This window comes from Mycobacterium sp. E1747, assembly GCF_001667775.1.
Classification (GTDB): domain Bacteria; phylum Actinomycetota; class Actinomycetes; order Mycobacteriales; family Mycobacteriaceae; genus Mycobacterium.
On record NZ_LZJI01000046.1, the window covers coordinates 1 to 14,183 of the forward strand.

Genomic DNA, 14,183 nt, shown 5'->3' on the forward strand with positions numbered 1-14,183 from the left:
CGTTGACGTTGATCGCCGGGAAGGCCAGATCGCCGGCCGCGGCGAACTGGTAGAGCCGCAGCACGCCGGTGGTGGTCTCCTCGGTGACGCCCTTGACCGACTCCGAGAGCTTGGTCCACTTGTCCTTGTCGGTCTCGAAGCGCTTGCGCAGCAGCTCCAGGAAGACCTTCCATTCGGTCGGGTCGTCGTCCTCCGCGGGCGGCACCACACCGGCCTTCTCGTACTGCGCGCCGCGCAGCACCAGCATGGTGGCGTCACCGCCGTCGTCGAGGATCATGTTCGCGGGCGCGGCGGCGCCGTCTTTATCGGGCCAGGTCAGCATCTGCTCGGCGGCCCACCAGTACTCCTCGAGCGTCTCGCCCTTCCAGGCGAACACCGGCACACCCTTGGGCTCCTCGGGGGTGCCGTGCGGGCCGACCACCACCGCGGCGGCGGCGTGGTCCTGGGTGGAGAAGATGTTGCACGACGCCCACCGGACCTGCGCGCCCAGCGAGACGAGGGTTTCGATGAGCACCGCGGTCTGCACGGTCATGTGCAGCGAGCCCGAGATCCGCGCCCCCTTGAGCGGTTGCACGTCGGCGTACTCGCGGCGCAGCGACATCAGGCCCGGCATCTCCTGCTCGGAGAGCTCGATGTCCCGGCGACCGTAGTCCGCCAGCGACAGGTCGGCGACCTTGAAGTCGATGCCGTTGCGGACGTCGGCGGTCAGCGAACTTTCAGTCGTCGTCATTAACGTTCCATTCCTTCTGCGGCTTGGGTTCGAAAAGAGGATTACTTAGCTTGGGTATGCGCTCTTGCGCCACTGTAGTCGGCGGCCCAGGCGCCGACAGTCGTCAGGGGACGTTGACGACGCCGTGACGCTCCGCGAACGGCGTCATCAGCCGCGCCAAGTCCGCCGCCACGTCGTGGTCCGCCTCGGGCGGCATCGACACGTAACTCAGCGCCAGGCGCACGATGGCCCGCGCCAGCACGCCGGCGTCGGAGTCACTGGTGGCCACCCAGCTGTGGGTGAACGCCGTGCTCAGCCGTTCCGACGCCCGGGTGATGATTGGGCCGCTGTCGGTGGTGATGATCTGCAGCAGGTCCGGCTTGGCCACCCCGGTGAGCAGCGAGATCACCAGCGGGTCCGCCGCCGACTCGGCGAAGAAGGCCCGAAAGCCCTGCAGGAACGCCTCGTAGATCTTGCCGACGTTGCCGACGATGGCGGTGTGGACGGCGTCGACCAGCCGGTCGGCCAGGCGCAGGGCGTAGCCCTGGGCCAGGCCCTGCCGCGAGCCGAACTCGTTGTAGATGGTCTGCCGGCTGATGCCCGCGGCGCGGGCCACGTCCGACAGTGTGATCGCGGACCAGTCGCGGGTTCCCAGCAGCTCCCGCATTGCATCCAGCACCGAGTCGCGCAGCAGGGCGCGCGACGCCTCGGGGTAGGGCATCCGCTTCACAGGCGCGACAATAGCCGCTTGGGCCATGCCGTTGGTGCCGATCACCCCCGGGCTATCTCGACCATCTCGAAGTCGGATTTCGCCGCGCCGCAGTCCGGGCAGCTCCAGTCGTCGGGGATGTCGTCCCAGCGGGTCCCGGGCGCGATGCCGTCCTCCGGCCAGCCCTTGGCCTCGTCGTACTCGAATCCGCACTGCACGCAGATGAAGAGCTTGTAGTCGGTCATCGGATGGCTCCCATTTCTTGGAAATCGACCTTTTCACGCACCGAACAGTCGGGGCAGCACCAGTCGTCGGGAATGTCGCTGAAGGGCGTGCCCGCGGGAAAGCCTTCCCGCGGAGCGCCGTTCGCCTCATCGTAGACGTAGTCGCAGCCCGGGCAGCGGTACGCGCTCACGCCGTCACCCCGTAGCGGGCCAGCACCCGCTCACGCACCCGCGGGTGGATGTTGACCTTGGTGATGTCGCCGTCGTAGTGCTCCAACACCCGGTGGTCCATCACCTTGCGCCACAGCGGCGGAACGTAGGTCAGCGAGATCATGGACGCGTAACCGCTGGGCAGGTTGGGGGCGCCTTCCATGCTGCGCAGCGTCTGGTAGCGGCGAGTGGGGTTGGCGTGGTGATCGCTGTGCCGCTGCAGGTGGTACAGGAACAGGTTGGTGACGACGTGGTCGGAGTTCCAGCTGTGCACGGGCGCGCACCGCTCGTAGCGCGCTTTCCCGGAGGGCGAGTCGAGCTTCTGCCGCAGCAGCCCGTAATGCTCCAGGTAGTTGACGGACTCGAGCAGGCTGAAGCCGAAGACGGCCTGGATGATCACGAATGGGATGAGCGCCGGGCCGAAGACCGCGATCAGCGTGCCCCACAACACGATTGACAGCAGCCAGGCGTTGAGCACGTCGTTGGACAGATACGTCGCGGGGTTCCAGGGGTTCTTGTTCAGCCGGCGCAGGCGCTGGGCCTCCAGCCGCAGCGACGAGCGCAGGCTGCCGAAGACGCTGCGCGGCAAGAACTCCCAGAAGGTCTCCCCGAAGCGCGCCGACGCCGGGTCTTCCGGCGTGGACACCCGCACGTGGTGGCCGCGGTTGTGCTCGATGTAGAAGTGGCCGTAGCAGGTCTGCGCCAGCGTGATCTTGGACAGCCACCGCTCCAGCGAGTCCTTCTTGTGGCCCATCTCGTGGGCGGTGTTGATGCCGACGCCGCCGAGGACGCCGACCGACAGCGCCACGCCCAGCTTGCCCGCCCAGCCCAGCGCGCCGTCATAGCCCAGCCAGCTCAGGTTCGAGGCGGTGAACAGGTACGCGCCGAAGATCACGCTCAGGTATTGGAACGGGATGAAGATGTAGGTGCAGTAGCGGTAGTACTTGTCGTTCTCCAGCTGCTCCATCACCTCGTCGGGCGGGTTCTGCCCGTCGGGCCCCAAAAGCAGGTCGAGGATCGGCAGCAGGACGTAGACGAGGATCGGCCCGATCCACAGCGGCGCCTGCGCGGCGGCGTGCCAGCCGAGCTGGTTGAGCCCCCAGACGATCGGCAGCATCACGAACAGCGCCGTCGGGGCGATCAGTCCCATCAGCCAGAGGCGCCGCTTCTTGTCCCGCCAGACGGGCGGCTCGACCGCGTCGGTGCCCGTTGGCCGTTCGAGTGTGGTCATATGCCCAACCTCCTTGTGAGTCACACCACGTTGAAGATGGACAATATCGCTATCTACGTCTTGTGTCTAGACATCAGGCACAGTTTTGTAAACAGCCGCCGCGCCGGGTCAGCAGCGGACGCGAGCGTGAATCCCGCGCGCACACTGGCCGAGCTGACGTGCGGCGGCCTACGCCGCCGTGGAAGTCGGGTCCGGGTCGGGTGCTTTGTCGGGATGCCCGGCCTCGCGGCGGCCCTGCACGGAATGCCAGTAGCCGTAGCCGACGTAGATCGCGGTCCCGACCACCAGCCAGACGCCGAACCGAACCCAGGTCAGGGCGGTGAGGTTGACCATCAGCCAGACGCACGCGGCGATCGAGGCGATCGGCAGGACCGGCACCCATGGGGCGCGGAAGCCGCGCTTCAGGTCCGGGCGGGTGCGGCGCAGCACCATGACGCCGGCCGAAACCAAGACGAACGCGAACAGCGTGCCGACGTTGACCATCTCCTCGAGCTTGGCGATCGGGAACACCGAGGCCGTCGCGGCCACCACCACCGCCACCAGCACCGTGATCCGCACCGGGGTGCCGCGCGAGCCGGTCTTCGCCAGCTGCCGCGGCAGCAAACCGTCGCGCGCCATCGCGAACAGCACGCGGCACTGGCCGAGCATCAACACCATCACCACTGTGGTCAGTCCGGCCAGCGCCCCGACCGCGATGATCTTGCTGGCCCAGTGGATGCCGTTCGCCGTGAACGCCGTGGCAAGGTTGGCCGGCTTGTGGCCGGGCATGGTCTTGAGCTGGGTGTAGGGGACCATCCCGGACAGCACCACCGAGACCGCCACGTACAGCACGGTGACGATTGCCAGCGACGCCAGGATTCCCCGTGGGACGTCGCGTTGAGGCCGCTTGGTCTCCTCGGCCATGGTCGCGACGATGTCGAAGCCGATGAACGCGAAGAACACGATCGAGGCGCCCGCGAGCACGCCGTACCAGCCGTAGTGGCTGCTGTGCGCCCCGGTCAACAGCGACAGCACCGACTGGTTGACGCCCGACGCCTCCTGCCCCGCCTCGGGCTTGGGGATGAACGGCGAATAGTTGGAGCCCTTGATGTAGAAGGCTCCGACGACGACCACCAGCAGCACCACCGACACCTTGATCCCGGTGATCACCGCGGAGAACCGCGACGACAGCTTGGTGCCCAGCGCGATCAGCACCGCAACGGCGATGACGATCAGCAGCGCGCCCCAGTCCAGGCTGATCGAGCCGAGCTGCGTTGTGCCACCGGCAAATCCGAAGACATTGCCCAGGTAGCTCGACCACCCCTTGGCCACGACCGCCGCGCCGATCGCCAGCTCCAACAACAGGTTCCAGCCGATGATCCAGGCGAGGAACTCCCCGAAGGTGGCATAGGAAAAGGTGTAGGCGCTGCCCGCGACCGGCAGCGTCGAGGCGAACTCGGCGTAGCACAGCGCCGCCAGCGCGCAGGTGACGGCCGCGATCACGAACGAAATCCCGATCGCCGGGCCGGTGATGTCACCGGTCGTCGACGCGGTGACCGTGAAGATACCGGCGCCGATCACCACCGCCACCCCGAAGACCACGAGGTCCAACCAGGTCAGTTCCTTGCGTAACCGGGTGTCTGGCTCGTCGGTGTCGGCGATCGATTGTTCGACCGACTTCGTGCGCCATCGGTTGGCCATCCGTCGCCCTTTCCCGTCAACAAAGGGAGCCATTGGTCCGTCACAGTACTGGGTACTCTGCCGAGATGGCGGAGACCGAAGCAAACACCAGGGACCACGCGGTGGTCATCGGCGGCAGCATCGCCGGTCTGTGCGCCGCGCAGGTGCTCTCCGATGCTTTCTCCCGGGTCACCGTCTACGAGCGCGACGAGTTGCCGAGCACACCGACGAACCGGACGGCGGTCCCGCAGGACCGGCACCTGCACATGCTGATGGCCCGCGGCGCAATGGAGTTCGAGAGTCTGTTCCCCGGGCTGCTGCAAGACATGGTGGCCGCGGGCGTGCCGATGCTGGAGAACCGCCCCGACTGCATCCACCTCGGCGCCGCGGGCCACGTGCTCGGCACCGGGCACACCCTGCGCGACGAATTCACCGCATACGTCCCCAGCCGGCCGCATCTGGAGTGGCAGCTGCGCAAACGTGTCCGCGACACCGACAACGTCACGATGGTGCGGCGCTCCGTGGCCGAACCGCGGTTCGACCAGGCGCGCCAGCGGGTGACCGGGGTGCTGCTGGATCCGGTCGACGGCGGGGATCCGCAATTCGTCGCCGCCGACCTGGTCGTCGACGCGGCGGGCCGGGGCACCCGGCTGCCCACCTGGCTGACGCAGTGGGGGTATGACCGGCCGCGGGAAGACCTCCTCGACATCGGGATCTACTACGCGACCCAGCAATTCCGCATCCCGGACGGATTGATCTTGGAGAAGGTGGTGGTCGCCGGCGCCTCGCACGACAAGTCGCTGGGGCTGGGCATGCTCGGCTACGAGGACGGCACCTGGGTGCTGACGACGTTCGGGGTGGCCAACGTCAAGCCGCCGCACACCTTCCCCGAGATGCTGGAACTGGCCGAGGAGCTGGTCCCGGCCCACGTCAACGCGGCGCTCAAGCAGGCCGATCCCGTCGGCGAGCCGGCGTTCCACGCCTTTCCGGCCAGCAAGTGGCGTCGCTACGACAAGCTGGACCGCTTCCCCGCCGGGATCATCCCGCTCGGTGACGCCGTCGCCAGCTTCAATCCCACCTTCGGGCAGGGCATGACGATGACCTCACTGCAGGCCGGACACCTGCGGCGCGCGCTGCAACTCCCCGACGACCAGCTGGCCGCCGAACTCGCCCGCGCCACCGCCAAGACGACCTTCCCGGTGTGGACGATGAACGCCATCGGCGACGTCACCTTCCACCACGCCGACACCAAGGGCCCGATCCCCTGGTGGTGGCGACCCTCCGGTGCGCTGTTCGACCAGTTCCTGGGGGCAGCCGAAACCGATCCGGTGCTGGCGGAATGGTTTTTGCGCCGCTTCTCGTTGCTCGACAGCCTCTACATGGTTCCGCCGCCGCGCATCGTCGGGCGCGCCATCGCGCACAACCTGCGGCTGTGGCTGGGCGAGCGCCGTCAGGCGACCCGTGGCGACCGCGAGCGCGGCAGAGCCGGGCGATGTCCCCCGCAAGCGGCAGGTGCCCCCAGGTCGCCCCTTTAGGACCGGCGGTCCGTTACAGCCCTACCGTCGCCCTGAACAGCTTGGTGGGCTCGTGCGCGACCAGCCGGATCGGGATATCGTCGGCCGCCACCCAGGCGGCCATCCCCCGCTGTAGCGTCAACGACCCGGACTTGCCGTACACCGTCGTGCACCCCTCGGTGCACAGCAGGATCTGCGGGCCCTCGTGGCTGCACGAGGCGTCGACCTCGTGGCCCAGGTAATCACCGTCGAGCTCCAGCAGCGCGACCGCGAACTCCTCGGCCGGGGTTTCGTAGATCAGTCCGAAGCCCTCGCGATGCACGGGCGGACGCACCTCCGCCTCGGTGGTCGGCGTGAAGTCGAGCACCCGAAGCAACTCGGGGACGTCGACGTGCTTGGGGGTCAGCCCGCCGCGTAACACGTTGTCGGAGTTGGCCATGACCTCGAGCGCGAAGCCGCGCAGGTAGGTGTGCAGGCTGCCGGCCGACACGAAGATCGCCTCGCCCGGGGCCAGCGTGATGCGGTTCAGCAACAGGGCGGCCAGCACCCCGGCGTCGCCGGGATAGCGTTCCCCGAGTTCGAGCACCGTCTTGACCTCGCCGGCGAATTCCGTTGCCCCGGAGCTGATGTACTGGATTGCGCCGTCCAGCACGGCGGGCACCAGCACGTCGATGTCGGGCTGCGGCGCGGTGATCCAGGTGGTGAACAGCGCCCGCAGGCCGTCGGCATCCGACTGATCGTTGAGCAGGTCGATGAAGGGGTCGAGGTCGGAGACGGACAGCGCCCGCAGCAGCTCCACCGTGCGCGAGGCCGGCCGGAACCCGGCGAGCGCCTCGAAAGGCTGCAGCGCCACCAGCAATTCGGGTTTGTGCGAGGTGTCGCGGTAGTTGCGCACCGGCGAGTTCAGCGGAATGCCCAGCCGCTCCTCGCGCAGGTAACCCTCGGCCGCCTGCGCCGCGCTCGGGTGGGCCTGCAGGGACAGCGGCTCGTCGGCCGCGAGCACCTTGACCAGAAAGGGCAGCACGTCGCCGAAGCGGGCGCGGGCGCCGGGGCCCAGCTGGCCCTCCGGGTCGGCGACCAGCGCCTCGAGCAACGAGATCTCGCTCGCGTCCGTTTCCAGCCAGGCCGGGTCACCCGGATGCGCGCCGAACCACAGTTCGGCCTCCGGGTGGGCAGCCGGCACCGTACGCCCGGTGAATTCGGCTATGGCGGTGCGCGATCCCCAGGCGTACGTACGTAAGGCCCCGCGAAGCAGTTCCACTGTGTTATCTATCCCCGCGCCAGGCGCGCGTAAACCGCGGCCATCTCCAGTCGGACGGCCAATACTGCCAGTTGCTGCTCGGCGCTGATGGCCCCGCCCAGCGCCGGCGCGACCGTCGACCCGGCCGCGCCGCCGGGCCCGTCGGGCACGTCCTCGGCGGCCAGCAGGTACACGTCGTCGAGCCCGGCCGTCCGGGCCGCCACGACGGCCTGTTCGGCGGACAACGTGAGGGCCAGCACCAGCAGGCGCTGGGGCAGCGGCCCGTCGATCTGTTCGTCGTGGAATAGCGCGTCGGCGGGGTCGGCGAAGCCGCCGGAGATCCCGGCGCGCAGCGCGACGACGGCGTCCGACAGCCCGGTGGCCGCGACCACCTGGTGGGCGATCCGCAGCAGGACCGAACTGCCGTGCCGGGCCAGCGCGAGCGTCGCGGCGCAGTCGCCGGCCAGCGCCACCTGGCGGTCGGCGATGCGTGCGGCAATCGTCTTGGCGGGGTTGGTGAAGAGCTCGCGAGCCGCGCTGTTGCGCAGCGCCTCGGCGTCCAGCTGGTCGGCCAGCACGCGCAGGTCGACGAGCGGTCGCTGGTCCACCGCCTGCACAACGGCCAGCGCGGCGGCCAGGTAACGGCACAACCCGAACTCGTCGGGGATCGGAAGCCGCGGCGCCAGCACCGCCGCGCGGCCGGCGGTGGCATCGCGCAGCGGACCCTCGTACGGCGCGACGACGACGACCCGCGCCCCGCGGCGCACCCCGGTCGCGGCCGAGGTGACCAGCGCCGGATCGCCGGGATCGTCGCCCGCGACGATCAGCACGTCGAGCGGTCCGATCCACGGCGGAACCTCGGCGGCCAGCGTGATCGGCTCGGAGGCCGCACCGGCCACCGTCGCCGCGACCATCGCGCCGGCGTTGTCCGCGGTCCCGCGGCCGGCGACCCAGATCAGGCTGCGCGGCCGGTCGTCGGACCGCAGCGGATCCAGCGCACCCTCATCGACGGCCGCGGCGATCGCCCGCACCTGCGCGCCGGCCGACGACGCCGAGCGCAGCAACCCGTCCCGATCGGCGGCGAGCAGGCCCTCGGTGTCCTCGAGATCGATCGCCCGGACGGCGCTCACGGCGCGGCCCCGGCGGGCGCCGACTGGGCCCGGATCTCCGCACTGATCTGCGCGACCACCGCCTCGACGTCCTCGGCGCTGCGCGCCTCCACATTGAGCCGCAGCAACGGCTCGGTGTTGGAGCTGCGCAGGTTGAACCAGCTGCCGTCGCCCAGGTCGACGGTCACGCCGTCCACGTGGTCGATCGAGTGGATGCGGCTGCCGAAGGATTTCAGCACCGCGTCCGTGCACAGCGCGGCGTCCGCCACGGTGAAGTTGATCTCGCCTGATGATTCGTAGCGCTGGTAGTCCGCGGTCAGCTCCGACAACGGCCGGTCCTGCTCGCCCAACGCCGCCAGCACGTGCAGCGCCGCCAGCATCCCGGAGTCGGCGCCCCAGAAGTCACGGAAGTAATAGTGCGCCGAGTGCTCGCCGCCGAAGATCGCGCCGGTGTCGGCCATCATCGCCTTGATATAGGAGTGCCCGACGCGCGAGCGCAGCGGTGTGCCGCCGCGTTCGGTGACCAACTCCGGCACCGCCCGGGACGTGATCACGTTGTGGATGATGGTGGCGCCGATCTCCCGGCCCAATTCGCGGGCGGCCACCAGGCTGGTCACCGTCGAGGGTGAGACCGGCCGGCCGCGTTCGTCGACGACGAAGCAACGGTCGGCGTCCCCGTCGAAGGCCAGGCCGATATCGGCGCCGACGGCTCCCACGTACTTCTGCAGGTCGACCAGGTTCGCCGGGTCGAGCGGGTTGGCCTCGTGATTGGGGAACGAGCCGTCGAGCTCGAAGTACAACGGCAGCAAGGTGATCGAGTCGATCGCCCCGAGCACCGCCGGCGCGGTGAGGCCGGCCATGCCGTTGCCCGCGTCCACCGCCACCCGCAGGGGGCGCAGCCCCGAGGTGTTCACCAGTGAGCGCAGAAACGTCCCGTAGTCGTCCAGCACGTCGCGGTCGGTCACGGTTCCGGGCTGTCCGTCGTAGCGCTCGACCCCGGCGATCACGGACTCGCTGACGGTGCGCAGGCCACTCTCGGCGCCGACCGGTTTGGCGGCCGCCCGGCACAGCTTGATGCCGTTGTAGGCCGCCGGGTTGTGGCTCGCGGTGAACATCGCGCCCGGGCAGTCCAGCAGCCCGGAGGCGAAGTAGAGCTGATCGGTGGAGGCGAGACCGATGCGCACCACGTCGAGGCCCTGGCTCGTCACCCCGGAAGCGAACGCCGCGGCCAGCGTGGGCGAACTGTCGCGCATGTCGTAACCGATCACCACCTGCCGGGCGCCCTCGCCGCGCATCAGCGTGGCGAACGCCGCACCCAAAGCGGTGACCAGCGGCTCGTCGAGCTCTTCGCCGACCAACCCTCGCACGTCGTAAGCCTTGACAACACGGTGCACAGTCGCGGCGAGCCGAGACATGCGGGGGCCTCCTGACGCCTTGAAAGGGTTCGCGTTTCTTCGCCTCTTGGCCGTCAGCCTATCGGCCCCCGGGAAACACCGGCCGCAGCGGTGCGCGGGGACCGCGCGCAACACCGAACGGCTAGTCCTTGGGGTCGGGTAACACGCGCAGATGCCCGCGCCGCCGGCCCGAACGATGCTCGGGGGGCGCCAGCAGGCTGCTGCTGGGGGCGGTGGCCCCGCCGTGATGAATATGCGGGTCCGCGAAGCCATTCAGCGGAGTGCCGGTGCCGCCATAGGGCACGGCGCGCTCGACCTGGCCGCCTTCGCGCACCGCGTCGGCGAGGGCGACCAGGTCGTCCTCGTCGGGGTGCGTGGGCTCGGCATGGAGGGGACCGGCGTGGCGCACGAGATCCCATCCGCGGGGGGCGGTGATCCGGCCGGCATGGCCGACGCACAGGTCCCACGAATGCGGTTCCCGCGCGGTCGCGAGTGGCCCCACCACTGCCGTCGAGTCCGAGTAGACGAACGTCAAGGTCGCCACGGCGTAGTGCGGACACCCGGGCCGACAACAGCGACGGGGAACGTTCACGAGCGAAAGGCTATCGTGGACAAACGCCCGTGAAGCGCCGGACACGCGCAACCGGCGGCCCCCCGATGTTCAACCGTTACCATCGGCGCGTGGGCGATTCGCGCAGCTTCCCGAGGAGGCATCGGCCCCAGGGTCGATTCGCTTCCCGGCGGGGCCGCGATGTGCGCGGCCCGCTGCTGCCGCCGACGGTGCCCGGGTGGCGCAGCCGGGCCGAGCGGTTCGACATGGCGGTGCTGGAGGCCTACGAACCCATCGAGCGCAATTGGCAGGCGCGCCTCGCCGACCTCGACGTGGCGGTCGATGAGATCCCCCGCATCGCGGCCAAGGATCCCGACAGCGTGCAGTGGCCGCCGGAGGTCATCGCCGACGGGCCGATTCCGCTCGCGCGATTGATCCCGGCCGGCGTCGACGTCCGCGGCAACGCCACGCGGGCGCGAATAGTGCTGTTCCGCAAGCCAATTGAGCGACGGGCCAAGGACACCGTCGAACTCGGTGATTTGCTGCACGAAATATTGGTGGCCCAGGTGGCCATCTACCTCGACGTAGAGCCATCGGTCATCGACCCGGCGATCGACGACGAATAGCCCTGGCGTTCAGGCGCCTTCGGCGACCTAGATGATGCCGCGCTTGAGGCGCCGGCGCTCGCGCTCGGAGAGCCCGCCCCAAATGCCGAAGCGCTCGTCGTGCTCCAGGGCGTAGTCCAGGCACTCGTGGCGTACCTCGCACCCCAGGCAGATCTTCTTCGCCTCGCGGGTCGAGCCGCCCTTCTCCGGGAAGAACGCCTCGGGATCGGTTTGAGCGCACAACGCCCGGTCCTGCCACTGGTCCGCGACGGGGGCCGGCATCGGCTCGGGCTCGAATGCGACTGGCGCATCAGGAACCACGGTCAAATGCGGCCGGGCCGGTCGGACCGGCGCCGGGACGATGGGGGTGTGCGGCGTGCTCGCCATGACTCCTCGAAGATGTTCGTAAGACATACGGTCGTCCGCCTCCTCAGTTTGATTGAGAGAATGAGTGGTTCCCACTATTTCTGATGTGTACAGACAATTCGAACAAGTGATCGAATCTCGGTCTGCGACACCGGAACCGGCCGGCCAACCGGGAAATGACACTGTTGTGATTAGACACGGGTTGACCTGCCGGGTCAAGCGCAACGGCGCATTTCCATACCATCTCGTGACCGAATTACGGCGTTTCCGTTGTTTTGCGCATTCGGCGTGTCGATCACACCGCCCACGACTACGCTTAAGGGCCGCGTAATGGCCCCGCCACCCCAAGGTCGCCGGGCAGTACTGTCGTCCACGTGAAGGTCACCGTTCTGGTCGGTGGGGTTGGCGGCGCCCGATTCCTGCTGGGGATTCAACAGCTGCTCGGGCTCGGTCAGTTCGGAACGCAACGGCACCCAGACGCGGGAGCCGGCAACCACGAACTTAACGCAATCGTCAACATCGGCGACGACGCTTGGATTCATGGACTGCGGGTCTGCCCGGATTTGGACACCTGCATGTACACCTTAGGTGGAGGGGTAGACCCGGAGCGCGGGTGGGGTCACCGCGACGAAACCTGGCACGCCAAAGAGGAATTGGCGCGCTACGGCGTGCAGCCGGACTGGTTCGGGCTCGGCGACCGGGATATCGCCACCCACCTGGTGCGCACCCAGATGTTGAACGCCGGCTACCCGCTGTCGCAGATCACCACCGCGCTGTGCGACCGCTGGCAACCCGGGGCCCGATTGCTGCCGGCGAGCGACGACCGCTGCGAGACGCATGTGGTGATCACCGATCCCGACGAGGGCACCCGCCGCGCGATCCACTTCCAGGAGTGGTGGGTGCGCTACCGGGCCGAGGTGTCCACGCACAGCTTCGCCTTCGTCGGCGCCGAAAAAGCCACCGCCACAAGTGAAGCTGTGGCGGCCATCGCCGACGCCGACGCCATCCTGCTGGCACCGTCGAACCCGGTGGTCAGCGTCGGCGCCATCCTGGCCGTCCCAGGAATTCGCGCCGCGTTGCGCTCGGCGACCGCCCCGATCATCGGCTACTCACCGATCATCGGGGGAAAACCGTTGCGCGGCATGGCCGATGCGTGCCTGTCGGTGATCGGGGTGAAATCCACCGCGGAAGCGGTCGGCCGGCACTACGGGGGGCGCAGTGGCACCGGGATACTGGATTGCTGGCTGGTGCACGAGGGCGATCATGCCGACATCGAGGGCGTGGCGGTGGCCGCCGTGCCGCTGTTGATGACCGACCCCAAGGCGACCGCCGAGATGGTGCGCGCCGGGCTCGAGCTCGCGGGTGTGGCCCCGTGACCGAACACGGCACCGGCGCGGCGATCGAGATCCTGCCCGTGACCGGGCTTCCCGAGTTCCGGCCCGGCGACGACCTGAGCGCGGCCCTGGCCGCGGCCGCGCCGTGGCTGCGCGACCGCGACGTGGTGGTGGTGACGAGCAAGGTGGTGTCCAAGTGCGAGGGCCGGCTGGTGCCCGCACCCCAGGACGCCGAGGAGCGCGACCAACTGAGGCGCAAGCTCGTCGACGACGAAGCGGTGCGGGTGCTGGCGCGCAAGGGCCGCACCCTGATCACCGAGAACCGCATCGGCTTGATCCAGGCCGCCGCGGGCGTGGACGGATCCAACGTGGGCCGCGACGAACTGGCGCTGCTGCCGGTCGACCCCGACGCCAGCGCCGCGGCGCTGCGGGCCGGGCTTCGCCAGCGGCTGGGGGTCGACGTGGCCGTGGTGATTACCGACACGATGGGCCGCGCCTGGCGTAACGGCCAGATCGACGCCGCGGTGGGCTCGTCGGGTTTGGCTGTGCTGCATGGGTATTCGGGGACCGTCGACCGGCACGGCAACGAGCTGGTGGTCACCGAGATCGCGGTCGCCGACGAGGTGGCGGCGGCCGCCGATCTGGTGAAGGGCAAGCTGACCGCCATGCCGGTGGCCGTGGTGCGCGGCCTCACCGTGGCCGACGACGGCTCGACCGCCCGGCAGCTGTTGCGGCCCGGCGAGGAGGACCTGTTCTGGCTGGGCACCGCCGAGGCCCTCGACATGGGGCGCCGGCAGGCCCAGCTGCTGCGCCGGTCGGTGCGCCGGTTCAGCGCCGAGCCCGTCGCGCCCGAACTCATCGAAGCCGCCGTCGCCGAGGCCCTCACCGCCCCGGCCCCGCACCACACCCGCCCCGTCCGGTTCGTCTGGTTGCGGACCCCCGATGTCCGGCTGCGCCTGCTGGACCGCATGAAGGACAAGTGGCGGTCCGATCTCGCCGGCGACGGCCGGCCCGCCGACTCGGTGGAACGCCGGGTGGCGCGCGGCCAGATCCTTTACGACGCAGCCGAGGTCGTCATCCCGATGCTGGTCCTCGACGGCGCGCACCAGGTCGGGGGCGAATATCGTCGAGCCGATCCAGCAGCTGCCCACCCCCCGCACGGCCAGCGCGACGAGCAGGGCCTGCACGGCCGCCCCGACGGCGACGGTGAACATGGTGTGCTCGGCCTCGGCGCGGGCGGCGTCGGGATAGGTGTGCGCGCCGTCGAGGACCAGCATCGGGATGACGACCTCGGCTGCGTCGTAAAGGATCTGGCCGCGCGCCACCCGC

At 69.3% G+C, this 14,183-nt stretch carries 14 protein-coding genes and 2 pseudogenes; 4 read left to right on the plus strand and 12 right to left on the minus strand.

Going from position 1 to position 14,183, the window contains the following annotated elements:
- From A5695_RS03980 to A5695_RS04005, 6 genes are all read right to left on the minus strand, one after another.
- On the minus strand, nucleotides 1-730 hold a 730-nt coding region (locus A5695_RS03980), incomplete at its 3' end, for an adenosylhomocysteinase (RefSeq protein ID WP_197515353.1).
- Between the two features lie 103 nt (nucleotides 731-833).
- The gene (locus A5695_RS03985) at nucleotides 834-1,466 is read right to left on the minus strand and encodes a TetR/AcrR family transcriptional regulator (RefSeq protein ID WP_068078521.1); all 633 of its coding nucleotides are present in this window, start codon (nucleotides 1,464-1,466) and stop codon (nucleotides 834-836) included.
- 14 nt (nucleotides 1,467-1,480) lie between these two features.
- Nucleotides 1,481-1,663 (minus strand): rubredoxin, encoded by a 183-nt coding sequence (locus tag A5695_RS03990; protein ID WP_068078487.1) that lies wholly within the window; start codon nucleotides 1,661-1,663, stop codon nucleotides 1,481-1,483.
- Nucleotides 1,660-1,833 (minus strand): rubredoxin, encoded by a 174-nt coding sequence (locus A5695_RS03995; RefSeq protein WP_068078491.1) that lies wholly within the window; start codon nucleotides 1,831-1,833, stop codon nucleotides 1,660-1,662. Before A5695_RS03995 ends, A5695_RS03990 begins: the two co-directional genes overlap by 4 nt.
- Complete coding sequence (locus A5695_RS04000; RefSeq protein WP_068078494.1) at nucleotides 1,830-3,083, minus strand: alkane 1-monooxygenase; 1,254 nt, start codon at nucleotides 3,081-3,083, stop codon at nucleotides 1,830-1,832. The genes A5695_RS03995 and A5695_RS04000 overlap by 4 nt, the downstream gene beginning before the upstream one ends.
- Before the next feature lie 168 nt (nucleotides 3,084-3,251).
- Nucleotides 3,252-4,763, minus strand: coding sequence for an amino acid permease (locus tag A5695_RS04005; RefSeq protein WP_068078497.1), 1,512 nt, complete (start codon nucleotides 4,761-4,763; stop codon nucleotides 3,252-3,254).
- A gap of 101 nt (nucleotides 4,764-4,864) precedes the next feature.
- Between A5695_RS04005 and A5695_RS04010 the strand changes: the two genes are divergently transcribed.
- A complete protein-coding gene (locus tag A5695_RS04010; protein WP_231974712.1) occupies nucleotides 4,865-6,277 on the plus strand; it encodes an NAD(P)/FAD-dependent oxidoreductase in 1,413 nt (470 codons plus the stop codon).
- A 13-nt stretch (nucleotides 6,278-6,290) separates the two neighbouring features.
- On the opposite strand, the gene manA is transcribed toward A5695_RS04010, so the two are convergent.
- The 4 genes from manA to A5695_RS04030 form a co-directional block, all read right to left on the minus strand.
- Nucleotides 6,291-7,517 (minus strand): mannose-6-phosphate isomerase, class I, encoded by a 1,227-nt coding sequence (gene manA / locus A5695_RS04015; protein WP_068078500.1) that lies wholly within the window; start codon nucleotides 7,515-7,517, stop codon nucleotides 6,291-6,293.
- 8 nt (nucleotides 7,518-7,525) lie between these two features.
- Nucleotides 7,526-8,626, minus strand: coding sequence for a TobH protein (locus tag A5695_RS04020; protein WP_068078503.1), 1,101 nt, complete (start codon nucleotides 8,624-8,626; stop codon nucleotides 7,526-7,528).
- Complete coding sequence (locus A5695_RS04025) at nucleotides 8,623-10,020, minus strand: phosphomannomutase/phosphoglucomutase (protein WP_068078506.1); 1,398 nt, start codon at nucleotides 10,018-10,020, stop codon at nucleotides 8,623-8,625. Before A5695_RS04025 ends, A5695_RS04020 begins: the two co-directional genes overlap by 4 nt.
- 121 nt (nucleotides 10,021-10,141) lie before the next feature.
- Nucleotides 10,142-10,591: a DUF3499 domain-containing protein gene (locus A5695_RS04030; protein ID WP_197515354.1), complete on the minus strand. Its 450-nt coding sequence runs from the start codon at nucleotides 10,589-10,591 to the stop codon at nucleotides 10,142-10,144.
- A 161-nt stretch (nucleotides 10,592-10,752) separates the two neighbouring features.
- On the opposite strand from A5695_RS04030, the gene A5695_RS04035 reads away from it, so the two are divergent.
- The gene (locus A5695_RS04035) at nucleotides 10,753-11,175 is read left to right on the plus strand and encodes a metallopeptidase family protein (protein ID WP_068078512.1); all 423 of its coding nucleotides are present in this window, start codon (nucleotides 10,753-10,755) and stop codon (nucleotides 11,173-11,175) included.
- 27 nt (nucleotides 11,176-11,202) lie between these two features.
- Here A5695_RS04035 and A5695_RS04040 read toward each other — a convergent pair whose 3' ends face one another.
- A complete protein-coding gene (locus A5695_RS04040) occupies nucleotides 11,203-11,541 on the minus strand; it encodes a WhiB family transcriptional regulator (protein ID WP_068078515.1) in 339 nt (112 codons plus the stop codon).
- Nucleotides 11,542-11,894: 353 nt separating this feature from the next.
- On the opposite strand from A5695_RS04040, the gene cofD reads away from it, so the two are divergent.
- Together cofD and A5695_RS04050 are read left to right on the plus strand one after the other, a co-directional pair.
- Nucleotides 11,895-12,896, plus strand: a complete 1,002-nt coding sequence (cofD, locus tag A5695_RS04045) for a 2-phospho-L-lactate transferase (protein WP_068078518.1) — start codon at nucleotides 11,895-11,897, stop codon at nucleotides 12,894-12,896.
- Nucleotides 12,893-13,960, plus strand: a pseudogene (locus A5695_RS04050) (coenzyme F420-0:L-glutamate ligase); the annotation flags it as partial. The gene cofD and the pseudogene A5695_RS04050, both read left to right, overlap by 4 nt.
- A gap of 69 nt (nucleotides 13,961-14,029) precedes the next feature.
- On the opposite strand, the pseudogene A5695_RS30165 reads toward A5695_RS04050, so the two are convergent.
- Nucleotides 14,030-14,131: pseudogene (locus tag A5695_RS30165) on the minus strand (hypothetical protein); the annotation flags it as partial.
- Between the last annotated feature and the right edge of the window lie 52 nt (nucleotides 14,132-14,183).

What these genes read in the sequence shown, in the direction of transcription:
- A5695_RS04000 (WP_068078494.1), bottom strand. Translation starts at nt 3,083, where the DNA reads ATGACCACACTCGAACGGCCAACGGGCACCGACGCGGTCGAGCCGCCC.
- A5695_RS04040 (WP_068078515.1), bottom strand. Translation starts at nt 11,541, where the DNA reads ATGGCGAGCACGCCGCACACCCCCATCGTCCCGGCGCCGGTCCGACCG.
- A5695_RS04025 (WP_068078506.1), bottom strand. Translation starts at nt 10,020, where the DNA reads ATGTCTCGGCTCGCCGCGACTGTGCACCGTGTTGTCAAGGCTTACGAC.
- A5695_RS04005 (WP_068078497.1), bottom strand. Translation starts at nt 4,763, where the DNA reads ATGGCCAACCGATGGCGCACGAAGTCGGTCGAACAATCGATCGCCGAC.
- A5695_RS03985 (WP_068078521.1), bottom strand. Translation starts at nt 1,466, where the DNA reads ATGGCCCAAGCGGCTATTGTCGCGCCTGTGAAGCGGATGCCCTACCCC.
- A5695_RS03990 (WP_068078487.1), bottom strand. Translation starts at nt 1,663, where the DNA reads ATGACCGACTACAAGCTCTTCATCTGCGTGCAGTGCGGATTCGAGTAC.